This is a genomic window from Amycolatopsis sp. NPDC114504 (assembly GCF_055633595.1).
Map to the genome: position 1 here is coordinate 473,320 of NZ_JBVKDU010000002.1, position 12,676 is coordinate 485,995.

Below are 12,676 nucleotides of genomic sequence, written 5' to 3' on the forward strand. Positions count from 1 at the left end.
GACTCCTCGCTGCCGGGGACGCCCAGTTTAGGGCCGGACCCGGGTATCCGCGCCTCTGATCTGTACACGGAGGACGGTCACGGTCAGTTCACACCGCCTTCACGACCAGGCGGGGATCCGCGGCACGTCGCCGTCGAGGCTCTCGCCGCCGGAACGCCCGCTCAGCCAGGCCAGGAGCTGCCCGCTGGTGCCGGTGACGGTCGCCCCGGGGACGGCGCCACCCATCGTCCATTCGGAGTCACCCGCGACCAGGCGGAGCGCGGGGAGGTGCGCGGCGCGAGAGGCGATCGCGTGCTGGACGACGTCGTCGGCGAGCGGGCCGAGGAGGCCCAGGACGCGGTCGAGGTCGTAGCCCCGGTCGAGGTCGGCGAGGTGGATGGCCAGCTCGGACACCCGCATCCGCGCGACGACGGCCCCGCTGACGGGAGCGCCCTGCCGGTTGCGGGCTTCCCGCGCCCAGGCGTCGTCCGGCATCCCGGCGGCGTACTCCTCGAAGCGGGCGGCGGACGCGACGAAGTCGGCGAGGATGTCGGCGGCCCCGCGCTGGGCCCCGGCCTCGATGTCGGTCTCGCGCGCTTCGGGGCTCGCGTACATCGGCGTCTCATCACCGGTGTTCGCCCAGGTCAGGAGGTTCTTGAGGCCATCGGCGTTGCGGGCGACGTGCGCCAGGACGTGGGCGCGCGACCACCCGGGTAACGCACTGGGCGCGCGCAGCTCGGGCTCACCGAGGCCACCGATGGCCCGCGCCCATTCGTCATCGAGCTTCCGTACCCCGTCGAGCAGCGCGTGCGCCTTCTCGGATGCCGTCACGGCCCCGAGTCTAGGACCGTCGCAGCGCCGCCGGGGCGTCCGATCCCGCGTACCCGGCCGGCCGACACGCGTACCTCAAGGGACGACACGCGTACCCAGCCGGACGACACGCCCTCGGCCGGGGCGCGGGTGCCGTGTCGTCCATCCAGGTACGCGTGTCGGCCTTCCAGGTACGCGTGTCGGCCGTCGGGGAACGGGCTAGGACCGTCGCAGCGCCGCCGGGGCGTCGGCGGGGACGGCCGGGTTCTTCGGCGTCACCGGCTCCAGCCGGATGTACGACGCGTCCTGGGCCGGGCGCAGGTCCGCCTCACCCTTATTCGGCCAGAAGGAGAACGCGCGCTCGGCCTGGGCCGTGATCGTCAGGGACGGGTTCACGCCCAGGTTGGCCGTGATCGCCGCGCCGTCGACCACCGACAGGCCCGGGTAGCCGAACACGCGGTGGTACGGGTCGATCACGCCCTCGTCGGCCGTGGCGCCGATCGGGACGCCGCCGATGAAGTGGGCCGTCAGCGGGATGTCGAAGATCTCGCCCCACGTGCCGCCCGCGATGCCGCCGATGCGGTCCGCCGTGCGCTCGTTCGCCTCGTGGCCCGCCGGGATGAAGCTCGGGTTCGGTTCGCCGTGGCCCTGCTTCGACGTGTACTTGCGGCGGCCGAACAGCCCGCGGCGCGTGTACGTCGTGATCGAGTTGTCGAGGCTCTGCATCACCAGCAGGATCACCGTGCGCTCGCTCCAGCGGTAGCCGTTGAGCAGCTTCGCCGCCTGCACCGGGTGCTTGAGCATGAACGTCACGGCCTGCCGCCAGCGCGGCACCGGCGACGCGCCGTCGGTCGCGATCGTCTGCAGCAGGCTCATCGCGTTGCTGCCCTTGCCGTAGCGGACCGGCTCGATGTGGGTGTTCTCGTCCGGGTGGATCGACGACGTGATCGCGACCCCGCGGCTGAAGTTCCGGCTCTCGTCGACCTCGGTGCGGGCCGCGCCGATGATCGCCTCGGAGTTCGTCCGGGTCAGCTCGCCCAGCCGCCGCGACAGCCCGGGCAGCGTGCCCGTGTCCTTCATCGCGTGCAGCAGGTTCTGCGTGCCCCAGGTGCCGGCGGCGAAGACGACCTTCTCGGCCGTGATCGTCGTCCGGAAGCGCCGGGACGTCGTCCCCGTCTTCTTCAGGTCGACCTCGTAACCACCGTCGACCGGCCGCACGGACGTCACCGTGGTCAGCGGGATGACTTTCGCGCCGTCCTGCTCTGCGAGGTAGAGGTAGTTCTTGACCAGCGTGTTCTTCGCGCCGACGCGGCAGCCGGTCATGCAGGCGCCGCACTCGGTGCAGCCGACGCGCTCGGGCCCGGCGCCGCCGAAGTACGGGTCTGCGGCCTTCGCCCCGGGCTTGCCGAAGTACACGCCGACCGGCGTCGGGTGGAACGAATCGGCGACGCCCATGTCCTTCGCGACGTCGCGCATCACGACGTCCGAGGGCGTGATCGTCGGGTTCGTGACCACACCGAGCATCCGGCTCGCCTGGTCGTAGTGCGGCGCGAGCTCGGACTCCCAGTCCGTGATGTGCGACCACTGCTTGTCCGCGTAGAACGGCTTCAGCGGCCGGTACAGCGTGTTCGCGTAGACGAGCGACCCGCCGCCGACGCCGGCGCCCGCGAGCACCATGACGTCGTTGAGCATGTGGATGCGCTGGATCCCGTAGCAGCCGACCTGCGGCGCCCACAGGTAGCGCCTGAGGTCCCACGACGTCTTCGCGAACTCGTCGTCGGCGAACCTCCGGCCCGCCTCGACGACGGCTACCCGGTAGCCCTTCTCCGTGAGCCGCAGCGCCGCGACGCTACCGCCGAAACCCGACCCCACCACGACGACGTCGTAGTCGAGGGCACCCGCACTGGTGGTGTTACTGGCAGTCACACCTTGAGCGTAACCCGGGGTTCCCGTCCTGACCAGAGGTAAGTTACTCGTCAGTCACCCGTTTTGGCGCATCCAACGAGACCTTTGTGGGTAATTATCAAAGTGCTCGATGTCCACGTCGGCGAGACCCGTCGGCGGGACACGATTTCCGGGAGGGACCGAAATGGGCCCCCAGCAGCTCACCGGTTGGCGCAAGTCGAGCCACAGCCACTTCGAGGAGAACGCCTGCGTCGAGATCGGCGCCGGCCCGGGCGTGGTCGGGGTGCGGGACACCAAACAGCCGGTGCCCCGCCCGATCCTCGTCTACTCCGAGAACGCGTTCGCCGCGTTCCTCGCGCACATCACCGGCGGAAGGTGAGCCTTCGCGGTTCGAGTGATCCGTCGCCCGGCACCGTCAGGCGCCGGGCGACGATCAGCCACCGCTCCGGGCGTTCCCCAGCACCATCGCCGCGACCTGGCGCGCAGCCTCGCAAGGATCACCCTTGCCGATGTTCTTCTCGGACTGATCAACACTGATGTCGACGGTTTGCGTATCACTGGTCCCCACGGCGACCGTGCACTCTCCCCTGGCCCGCTGATCTCCGACGCCGTCGTAAGCGACCAGCGGATACCCGTCAACGGGCTCTAACGGCTCAAAAAAGGGATAGGTCGTCCCCTTCGCGGCATAGACGCTGGTCAGACCACGCTTGTCCTTGCCGAAAATGATGCCGACGCCGGCTCTGCCGGGCGCATGCCAGTTACACCTGGGGCCTACGTCCGCGTCAGGCTCGGGTTTTGTCTCCACCTCCGAACCCAGCAACCCGGCGACCTGGGCCGGCGTCAACGCATCACACGGCGCCTTCTGCAGCCTCGTGAGGTCGATCGGGTTCGCCACCTTCGGCACGTCCGGCCCAGGAACCTCGTCCACCGCCTCGGAGGAAGGCGATGCGGACGAAATTGGAACCGCCGTACCCCCGTTTGTGGTGTCACAAGCCCCGAGCGCCAGCAACGCAGCACTCAGCGGAACGATCACGCGGCGCATCACAGACTGCCTCCGGCCTGGTCGATCTCAGTCCGATGAGCGTCCTCACCAGCGGCGTACTTACCCAACGCAGCCCGGAACCTGTCCGCCATCGCCCGGCAGTACTCCTCACGCGCGGCCAACGTCTCCAGCAACGCCTCGCCAGAAGTCCGGACCTGCCCGGCATTTCCCTGGCTGGCGTACTCCAGCCCCGGTCCCCGAGCTCGAGCGATCGTGTTTGCGTTCTCGCGGTCTCGGTTGAACTCATTGGCCATGTCGTCCCAGTCCTTGGCCAGCTCGCGGAGCGTCGCCTCGTCGTAGGCGAACCCGGCCCCAGGGTCACCCGACACTCCATACGAACCCGCCACCGGAACACCGTTGGGGCCAGGCAACGACCAGTCCACGTTCGGGTCGTACACGGGACCCATCGTCGCCCTCCCCGGCCACGCAGCGCTCTACCTCAGACACTCTGCGTTGTCTGACGCGGAGCGTCAACCCTCACCGGCGGACGGTGAGCCCCACCCGCTGGAACTCCTTGAGGTCCGAATAGCCCGTCTTCGCCATCGCGCGACGGAGCGCCCCGAACAGGTTCACCACGCCTTCCGCGTCGGATGACGGCCCGAACAGGAGGGTCTTGAGGTCGACCGCGTAGTCCGGCCCGGCCGCCACGCGCGAGCGCGGCAGTGACGGGTGCGCCGCCGCCGCCGTCCAGTACAGGCCCTGGCCCGGCGCGTCCTGCGCGGCGGCCAGCGGTGAGCCGAGCATGACGGCGTCCGCGCCGCACGCGATGGCCTTGGCGATGTCGCCCGACACCGTCATGCCGCCGTCGGCCAGGACGTGGACGTAGCGGCCGCCCGTCTCGTCGAGGTAGTCGCGGCGGGCGGCCGCCGCGTCGATGATCGCCGTGGCCATCGGGACGCCGATGCCGAGGACGCGGTCCGTGCTCGTCACGCCCGGGGTGTAGCCGTGGCCGACGATGACGCCCGCGGCGCCGGTGCGCATCAGGTGCATCGCCGTGCGGTAGTCGCTGACGCCGCCGGCGATCACCGGCACGTCGAGGCGGCCGATGAAGTCCTTGAGGTTCAGCGGCTCGGCCTCGCGCACCACGTGCTCGGCGGAAATGATCGTGCCCTGCACGACCAGGATCTCGACGCCCGCCGCGATCAGGTCCGGGGTCAGCTCGGCGGCGTGCTGCGGGCTCACGCGCGCGGCCACCGTGACGCCGGACTCGCGGACCGTCTTGATCGCCTCGGTCAGCAGGTCGAGCCGGATCGGCGCGGCGTGCAGCTCCTGCAGCACGCGGCCGACCGCGGTCGGGTCCTCGAGGTCCTCGGCCGCGCGAACCAGCTGGAAGATGGCGTCCTCGACGTTCGCGTGCCGCGCCCAGAGGCCCTCGGCGTTCAGCACGCCCAGGCCACCCAGCTCGCCGACGGCGACCGCGGTGCCGGGCGAGACGATCGCGTCCGTCGGGTGCGTGACGAGCGGCAGGTCGAAGCGGTAGGCGTCGATCTGCCAGGAAGTGGACACCACCGAAGACGACCGGGTCCGCCGCGACGGCACGATCTCGACGTCGTCGAGGTCATAAGCCCGCCGCGCGGTGCGGCCCATCCCGATCTCGACCAGGTCCCGCACGTGAAGCCTCCTCCGACGACGACAATCTGCCGTGCCCCATTGTCGCTAGTCCGCGTGGGTGACCCGCGCACGGGGGTTAGAACAGCAGCAACACCGGCAGTGCGCCCGCCACGAACCCGGCCGTCGCGGTCAACGCGGCCAGTGCGCGCCGGTCCGCTTCCGCGACACAGATCAGCGTGAAGACCAGTGCCATGACCGCGATCGCCGCCACGAAGACGCCGACGGCGACGGGCGAATTCCCGACCCTCACCCGGTGACCGCCGGCCTCCACGGCCTGCACCGACCGCCCGAACTCGGCAACATCCAGGCGGACCGGCACTCCCGGCTCCAGGTCGAGGCTCGCGTCGCCCGACTCGACCTCGAAGCGCTCGCCGGCCGCCGTGCGGAGGACGAGGTCGTACCGGTGGCCCGTCGAGCTCGAGTCGTGCTGGCCCCGGCTCTCGACGGTGGCTTCTTCCCGCTCGGCCGGTCCGCCCGCGTCGAGGACCCCCCACGTCCCGAGGGTCAGCGCGGCCCCGGCGATGGCCGCGCTCACCGCGGGGAAGACGAGTCTCCCGGCCACGGCTACACCCGCACGAACACGACGACCGGCGCCAGCAGCGCGCCCAGGACCAGGGCCAGCCAGGTCGCCACCGGTGGGTAGACGCTCAGCCGGACCGCGCCGAAGTACACCGCGCCCAGTGCGAGCAGGGCCGCGCAGATCAGCAGCACCGGCCGGATCACGCCCGGCCGCAGGTCGATCACGCCGCCGCCGGCGCGGAGGTAGGCGATGCCGCCGTCCGCCGTCGAGACGTCGAGCGCGACCGGCTGGCCGGCGGGCAGGTCGAGGTCGGGACCGACGGCCGTGACGCGGTAGAGCCGGTTCCCGGCGTCGACCGCGATGGTGTGGCTGACCGCGTTCTCGTCGCCGCCGACGGGGAGCGCTCCCTGCTCGTGGGACACGATGTGCCCTTCGACGCGGTAGGTGGGCGCGTCGCGGCCGGCCAGCACCTGGCACATCAGGCAGACGATCCCGCCGAGGAACAGCGACACGAGCGCGACGGCCGTGAAGAACACCGTGCGCAGCACGCGCGTGAAGCGGCTGATCGTCATGCCGTTCAGTGCACACTAAAGTGGCCACGTAAGGCGATAGGCCGATTACCGTAAGCACTCTAGGTTACGGAAACTCAGAAGGAGACCTTCTCCACCGAGTCCGAACGCAGTACCGACTCCTGCTGGAACTGCTTTTCGTAGTCGGCGCGCAGGCCTTCGATCTCCCGCTCGGCATCGCGATCGGCGAACGGGTAGAGCAGTACCACCACATGGGTGTGTTCCCGCACGATCACGCCGGAGCCGCCGCGCCACTGTCCGCTGCCGTCGAGCCGCGTGAAGCCGTCCGGGAAGGCCGCGGTGATCTCCCGGTCGGAGAAGGCCGCGAACTCCTTGTCGGTCACCTCGGTGCCGTCCGGCTTGCCGGTGCCGAAGAACAGCTCGGTGCGCTTCCAGAGCTCACCGGGTGACTGGACCTGCGCCGGCGCGGCCGGTGTGTCGGCGGCCGAAGCCGCGGCCCCGCCGCCGAGGCCCAGCAGCGCCGCCGCGGTCACCGCCGCCACCGTCCGTCGCGAAATCGCCGTCCTGGTCATGGGCCGAGTTTCGCGGCCCACGGCCAGGACGGGAACGATCGAAAGGGCGGACTAACGCGTCGTGTAGTTCGGGGCCTCGACGGTCATCGTGATGTCGTGCGGGTGGCTCTCCTTGAGCCCGGCCGCGGTGATCCGGACCAGCTGGGCCTCCTGCAGCTCCGCGATCGTGTTCGCGCCCGCGTAGCCCATGCCCGAGCGCAGGCCGCCGACGAGCTGGTGCACGACGTTGGCCAGCGGCCCGCGGAACGGGATGCGGCCTTCGATGCCCTCGGGGACCAGCTTGTCCTCGCTCAGCACGTCGTCCTGGGCGTAGCGGTCCTTGGAGTACGACTTCGCCTGGCCACGCGACTGCATCGCGCCGAGGGAGCCCATCCCGCGGTAGACCTTGAACTGCTTCCCGTTGACCAGGATCAGGTCGCCGGGTGACTCGGCGGTGCCGGCCAGCAGGCTGCCCAGCATGACCGTGGACGCGCCGGACGCGATCGCCTTCGCGATGTCGCCGGAGTACTGGATGCCGCCGTCGCCGATCACCGGGACGCCCGCCGGGCGGCACGCCTGGTCGGCCTCGTAGATCGCGGAGATCTGCGGGACGCCGACACCCGCGACGATCCGGGTGGTGCAGATCGAGCCCGGGCCCACGCCGACCTTGACGCCGTCCGCGCCCGCGTCGACCAGCGCCTGCGCGCCCGCCCGGGTCGCGACGTTGCCGCCGACGATGTCGACCGCGTCGCCCAGCTCCTTCTTCAGCAGCGAGACCGTGTCGACGACCGCGCGGGAGTGCCCGTGCGCGGTGTCGACCATCAGGACGTCGACGCCCGCGTCGGCCAGCGCCATCGCACGCTTGTGGCCGTCCGGGCCGACGCCGACCGCGGCGCCGACGATCAGGCGGCCGTCCGGGTCCTTCGTCGCCTTCGGGTACTGCTCGGTCTTCACGAAGTCCTTGACCGTGATCAGCCCGCGCAGCTTGCCCGCGCCGTCGACGATCGGCAGCTTCTCGATCTTGTGCCGGCGCAGCAGGCCGAGCGCGGCGCTCGCGGACACGCCGACCTGGGCGGTGACCAGCGGCGCCTTCGTCATGACCTCGGACACCGGACGGCTGTGGTCGACCTCGAAGCGCATGTCGCGGTTGGTGATGATGCCCACCAGCGCGCCGGACGCGTCGGCCACCGGCACCCCGGAGATGCGGAACTTCGCGCACAGCGCGTCGACCTCGGCCAGCGTCGCGTCGGGCGAGCAGGTGACCGGGTCGGTGACCATGCCCGCCTCGGACCGCTTCACGACCTCGACGGCGGCGGCCTGCTCGTCGATCGGCAGGTTGCGCTGGAGCACGCCGATGCCGCCCTGGCGGGCCATGGCGATGGCCATCCGCGCCTCGGTGACGGTGTCCATGGCGGCGGAGACCAGCGGGATGCCGAGGGTGATGTTCCGGGTCAGCCGCGTGCCGGTGTCCACCGCGCTGGGCACGACGTCCGATTCCGCGGGCAGCAGCAGCACGTCGTCGAAGGTCAGGCCGAGCATGGCGAATTTGGCCGGCATGGGGGCGGTGATGCCGTCGCTGGTCATAGCGGGTGAAGGGCCTTCCTGACGCGGGATGAGCGGGGTCGCTGTGGCGACTCGGAGCCTTCCCCTCATGATATCCGGCGCGCGGGCCTGCCCCGGGCGGTGGGCGAGCCGCGGGGACCGCCCGGTACCGTGCAGGCCGTGGCGCATGATGTCCTGCCTCCAGACCCGTTCGCGGACGACCCGGACGACCCGGCCCGGGCGTTCCTCGTCGACGAGGACCGGCTGGACGAGCCGATCAGCGACTCCGAACGCACCGAGCTGCTGGCCGATCTCTCCGATCTGGCCGTCTACCAGGCACTCCTCGAGCCCCGCGGGGTCCGCGGGATCGTCGTGGACTGCGGTGAGTGCGACGAACCGCACTACCACGACTGGCACCTCCTGCGGGCCAGCCTGGAGCAGCTCCTGGCCGACGGGCGGATGCGCCCGCACGAGCCGGCCTACGACCCGAACCCCGGCGACTACGTGAGCTGGGACTACTGCCGGGGCTTCGCCGACGGTGTGACGGCCAACGAAAGCGCCTACTAAAGCCATACAGAAAGGCCCTGGTGAGCTTGCTCACCAGGGCCTTTCTCGTATCCGGAGCTCCTACCCGCCGGCGCCTTGCCCGCCGACGGCGGACTCGCTGCGCCCGGTGTTCGTGCCGGGGTCGTTGCCGCTCGCGGCCGTGGTGGACGGCGGCGGCTCGGTGGTCGGCGGGGGCGGCGTGGTGGTCGGCGGCGGGGGCGTCGGGGTCGGCGTCCCGGTGCCCGGCAGGCTGGTGGTGCCGCTGCCGCTGCCCGGGATGGACGTCGCCGAGCCGGCCGGCGGCACCTGCGTGGACGAGGCACCGGGCGGCACCTGCGTCGACGTCGTCTGGGTCGGGCCCTGCACCGGCGCGTCCGGGTTCTGGAGCTGCGCGGCGAGCTGCCGGTGCTGCTCCATCAGCTGGTCGCGGTTGTCCTCGTCGCTGACCTGCGAAAGGGCGGCCTGAGCGGCGTCGAGGGCTTCGCGGGCGGCGTCGAGGTTGCCGCCGGCGATGGCCAGGTTCGCCTTCTCGAGGTCGAGTTTCGCGTTCGCGGCCGCCTCGACCGAGCGGGTGTGATCGGAGTACAGGACCTTCGCGAGGCCCCACAGGGTGTCGCCGGGTTGCGCGGAGCGCGCGGCCAGCCCGGTGCCGGTGAACGCGATCGCCAGCACGGCGGCGGCGACGGCGACCGGGACGAGCAGCCTGCGGCGGCGTCCGCTCGAAGCGTGTTGCTTCGCGAGACTCGCGGTGGTGACGGTCCGCACCGCGGTGTCGACGTCGACTAGTTCGGCCAGAGGCTCACTGTCGATGTCTCTTCGCCACGCCACCAGCAACGCGTTGAGCTCCTGGTCGCCGAGTCCGTCGGCCAATGCCGGGTCGGACCCGCCGAGAGCGTCGAGCAGCGCGTCGTCCGCTTGGACCGCCGACAGGTCGGCGGCGAACTCCGCCTCCGACGACGACAAGCCACTTCCGAAGACGTCATCGGGCTCGTAGCCCTTCTCGTGACCGGTCACTCAGATCACCTCCTCCGCGGCCAGGACCTTTCTCAGCCGCGCGAGGGCGCGGTGCTGGGCGACGCGGACGGCGCCGGGGGTCGACCCCACAGCGTCCGCGGTCTCCTCCGCCGATAGGCCGACGACCACCCGCAGCACCACGATCTCCCGTTGCTTGTCCGGCAGCACCTGCAACAACTGGGACATCCGCTCGTTCAGTTCACCTTGCAGCGCCCGCTGCTCGGGGCCGACCCCGCCTTCGACTTCGTCGGGGATCTCGGCCACCGGTTCGGCACGGTTGCGGGCCGCGGCGCGGTGCGCGTCGGCCACCTTGTGCTGGGCGATCCCGTAGACGAAGGCCAGGAACGGACGGCCTTGGTCGCGGTACGAGGGCAATGCCGTTAGCACCGCGAGACACACCTCCTGCGCAACGTCGTCCGCCGAAGCGAACGATCGCTCCTGCCTGCCAACCCGGGCGCGGCAATACCGCACTACCAGTGGACGGATGGCAGCCAGCAGCCGCTCCACTGCTTGGGGATCTCCCTCGACAGCAGCGGCGACCGGTTCATCCAGTCCATCCCCCACATTGGCCATCGCAGACAACAGTCCCAGTGTTACGCGTAGGTGTGCAAAGAACCCGGCCCGTGGTCGCCTCCACCTCGAACCGGTGACCGCTACCGTACCTTCGGCCCGCTTCGGACCGGCGCGCGCGGTGTTCCCCGGCGCGCCGCACCGCCTGGAGGCGCGGAAATACGGATGGTCCTGCGGACCCGCGGTCGAAGCCTTCGGTTCAACGAACGAACGGCGTCACGGGTTACGAGATCCGTCGGAGGGACGGGTGCCGGGACGGGAATCCGCCCGGAGGCAGCCCAGGGTTGGGCGCCGGAGTGTGATGGGGACCACACAGATGCGGGCCAGGGCGGTGCGCCCTGGCCCGTCGTCACCTGTATTCCGGCCGTGTCAGGATCGAGGAGAAGCCGCGGGGACGGATCAGCTGACCAGGCCGCGACGGAAGCCGTGGGCCACGGCCTGCGCGCGGTCGCGCACACCGAGCTTCCGGAACAGCCGCCGGGCATGGGTCTTCACCGTGTCCTCGGACAGGTAGAGCTCGCGGCCGATCTGGCCGTTGCTCTTGCCCTGGCTCATCCCACGGAGCACCTGAAGCTCGCGCTCGGTCAGCTGGACGCCCGGGTCGGACGGCTGACGGGGCGCGGGCACCGAGGTGCTCGCCAGGGTGTGGGCCAGTGCGGCGACCAGCTCCGGCCGGGACGCGTCCCAGCGGAGGTAGCCGCGGGCACCGCCGGCGATCGCGGCGGCGATGCTGCCCGCGTCGTCCGGGGCTCCGAAGACGATGACATTCGCCTGGGGGTTCGCGGAGACGAGCCGTCGAGTGGCTTCGACACCTGTCGGAACCGCGCGTTGCGTTCCGACCAGCACGACATCGACGGGCTGACGGGAGTACCGGGCCAGCAGCTCGTCACCGTGCGCTACGCAGTCGATGCGACTGACCCCAGGGACCGCGGACATCACTCGGGTGAGCCCTTCACGGACACTGCGTCGGTCGTCGCAGATCAAGACCGTCGTCACGGGGTTTCCTTCCTGCAGCCGGGTGACATTCCACTTCCCCTATCGGACGCTTTAGCCCGAACCTTGACACGATCCGGTGGCTTTTTTTGAAGTTTCTTAGCCCGGATGCCGGAACACCCCATTCCGACGGCTCAACCACCCGGGGCGGGGACCCATGGCGATTCCCCCGCGATCCTCCTTCCGCCAGGATCTGCGCTTCGTAACACTGCGTGCAACACCTGCGCGACTCTGAATCGATACTCCTCGGCGTGTCCTGGGCGCACATCGGCCATGACTAGGGCCGCCGGCCACAAAAGTGAAAGGAGTTCGCATTCCTCGGCCGTCGCCATTGCATTTCCGACAAGACCGTCCGAAATCTCCCGGTGATCGGGAGCCCCGGCGGCTCGCAGGGCCACGGCCAGCACAATCCCGGATTTCACGGTGTGCCGCCGCGCACCGCGGGCACGGGCGGTTTCGAATGCGCGCTCGGCGGGCGGCACGGCGGCGGCGCCCTGACCTGCGGCGAGCTCGATCTCGGCGCCGACCCAGCCGCCACGGACCGTCGCGCGCCAGCCATCGTCTTCGGCCGCCGCCCGCCCGGCGAGCCTCCGCGCGGCCCGGAGGCGCCCAAGGGCGAGGTTGTCGGCAGCCAGGCCGAGGAGGGCGTCGGCTCGCGCGCCCGCCGCGTTGAGGCCGTCGGGGTCCGGGTCGCTCGTCAGGCCCGAGGCCTTCGCGAAGGCCTCGCCGTCGAGCGCGCGGGCCTGCCGGTGGCCGCCCAGCTGCCGCCGGTGGGCGGCGAGGGTGCTGGCGGCGAGGGAGGCGTGGAGTGGGTCGGCCCCGCCCCTGAGAGCGTCCAGGAGAGCCGCGGCGGCGGCATAGCGCCCCCGGGCACCAAGGACGACAGCGGCGAGCAGCCGCGCTCTGGGGCCGCCGTGGCCGCGCGTGACGGCGGGATCGGGCAGCGGATCGCTCCCGAACGCGGCGGCCCTGAGGGCGGGTTCGTGCACGGGTCCTTTCTAGCGGGTGGCACCGACAGAAACATGATCGAAGTCGCGGACGTCATGTCTGCGCACCCGCGACC

General features: G+C 70.9%; 15 protein-coding genes. 2 read left to right on the plus strand and 13 right to left on the minus strand.

The features are described from left to right. Positions 1 to 99 precede the first annotated feature (99 nt). Both ACZ7PG_RS13855 and ACZ7PG_RS13860 read right to left on the minus strand, forming a co-directional pair. On the minus strand, positions 100 to 810 hold the full coding sequence (locus ACZ7PG_RS13855; RefSeq protein WP_470239456.1) for a maleylpyruvate isomerase family mycothiol-dependent enzyme: 711 nt from the start codon (positions 808 to 810) through the stop codon (positions 100 to 102). Positions 811 to 1,008: 198 nt separating this feature from the next. After that, entirely contained in the window at positions 1,009 to 2,715 is a 1,707-nt protein-coding gene (locus ACZ7PG_RS13860; protein WP_470239457.1) for an FAD-dependent oxidoreductase, read from the minus strand. A gap of 163 nt (positions 2,716 to 2,878) precedes the next feature. Here ACZ7PG_RS13860 and ACZ7PG_RS13865 point away from each other — a divergent pair, with 163 nt between their 5' ends. Beyond that, positions 2,879 to 3,073: a DUF397 domain-containing protein gene (locus tag ACZ7PG_RS13865; RefSeq protein WP_470239458.1), complete on the plus strand. Its 195-nt coding sequence runs from the start codon at positions 2,879 to 2,881 to the stop codon at positions 3,071 to 3,073. A 54-nt stretch (positions 3,074 to 3,127) separates the two neighbouring features. Here the strand turns inward: ACZ7PG_RS13865 and ACZ7PG_RS13870 are convergent, their stop codons facing one another. From ACZ7PG_RS13870 to guaB, 7 genes are all read right to left on the minus strand, one after another. After that, entirely contained in the window at positions 3,128 to 3,736 is a 609-nt protein-coding gene (locus ACZ7PG_RS13870; protein ID WP_470239459.1) for a DUF3558 domain-containing protein, read from the minus strand. Further along, positions 3,736 to 4,143 (minus strand): hypothetical protein, encoded by a 408-nt coding sequence (locus ACZ7PG_RS13875; protein WP_470239460.1) that lies wholly within the window; start codon positions 4,141 to 4,143, stop codon positions 3,736 to 3,738. The genes ACZ7PG_RS13870 and ACZ7PG_RS13875 overlap by 1 nt, the downstream gene beginning before the upstream one ends. Positions 4,144 to 4,213: 70 nt before the next feature. Then, positions 4,214 to 5,347: a GuaB3 family IMP dehydrogenase-related protein gene (locus ACZ7PG_RS13880; RefSeq protein WP_470239461.1), complete on the minus strand. Its 1,134-nt coding sequence runs from the start codon at positions 5,345 to 5,347 to the stop codon at positions 4,214 to 4,216. Positions 5,348 to 5,423: 76 nt separating this feature from the next. Continuing rightward, positions 5,424 to 5,909, minus strand: a complete 486-nt coding sequence (locus ACZ7PG_RS13885; protein WP_470239462.1) for a hypothetical protein — start codon at positions 5,907 to 5,909, stop codon at positions 5,424 to 5,426. A gap of 2 nt (positions 5,910 to 5,911) precedes the next feature. Then, positions 5,912 to 6,439 carry a hypothetical protein gene (locus ACZ7PG_RS13890; protein WP_470239463.1) on the minus strand — a complete coding sequence of 176 codons (528 nt, stop codon included), beginning with the start codon at positions 6,437 to 6,439 and terminating at the stop codon, positions 5,912 to 5,914. Between the two features lie 74 nt (positions 6,440 to 6,513). Beyond that, entirely contained in the window at positions 6,514 to 6,969 is a 456-nt protein-coding gene (locus ACZ7PG_RS13895) for a DUF3574 domain-containing protein (protein WP_470239464.1), read from the minus strand. 51 nt (positions 6,970 to 7,020) lie between these two features. Then, positions 7,021 to 8,532, minus strand: coding sequence for an IMP dehydrogenase (gene guaB, locus ACZ7PG_RS13900; protein WP_364372430.1), 1,512 nt, complete (start codon positions 8,530 to 8,532; stop codon positions 7,021 to 7,023). A 129-nt stretch (positions 8,533 to 8,661) separates the two neighbouring features. Between guaB and ACZ7PG_RS13905 the strand changes: the two genes are divergently transcribed. Beyond that, on the plus strand, positions 8,662 to 9,057 hold the full coding sequence (locus tag ACZ7PG_RS13905) for a DUF5319 domain-containing protein (RefSeq protein ID WP_155548925.1): 396 nt from the start codon (positions 8,662 to 8,664) through the stop codon (positions 9,055 to 9,057). Between the two features lie 60 nt (positions 9,058 to 9,117). Here ACZ7PG_RS13905 and ACZ7PG_RS13910 read toward each other — a convergent pair whose 3' ends face one another. The 4 genes from ACZ7PG_RS13910 to ACZ7PG_RS13925 form a co-directional block, all read right to left on the minus strand. Beyond that, complete coding sequence (locus ACZ7PG_RS13910; RefSeq protein ID WP_470239465.1) at positions 9,118 to 10,050, minus strand: anti-sigma-D factor RsdA; 933 nt, start codon at positions 10,048 to 10,050, stop codon at positions 9,118 to 9,120. After that, on the minus strand, positions 10,051 to 10,623 hold the full coding sequence (locus ACZ7PG_RS13915) for a sigma-70 family RNA polymerase sigma factor (protein ID WP_026468912.1): 573 nt from the start codon (positions 10,621 to 10,623) through the stop codon (positions 10,051 to 10,053). 396 nt (positions 10,624 to 11,019) lie between these two features. Further along, the gene (locus ACZ7PG_RS13920; protein ID WP_003073605.1) at positions 11,020 to 11,616 is read right to left on the minus strand and encodes a response regulator transcription factor; all 597 of its coding nucleotides are present in this window, start codon (positions 11,614 to 11,616) and stop codon (positions 11,020 to 11,022) included. Positions 11,617 to 11,747: 131 nt separating this feature from the next. Then, the gene (locus ACZ7PG_RS13925) at positions 11,748 to 12,602 is read right to left on the minus strand and encodes a hypothetical protein (RefSeq protein WP_470239466.1); all 855 of its coding nucleotides are present in this window, start codon (positions 12,600 to 12,602) and stop codon (positions 11,748 to 11,750) included. Positions 12,603 to 12,676: the final 74 nt, after the last annotated feature.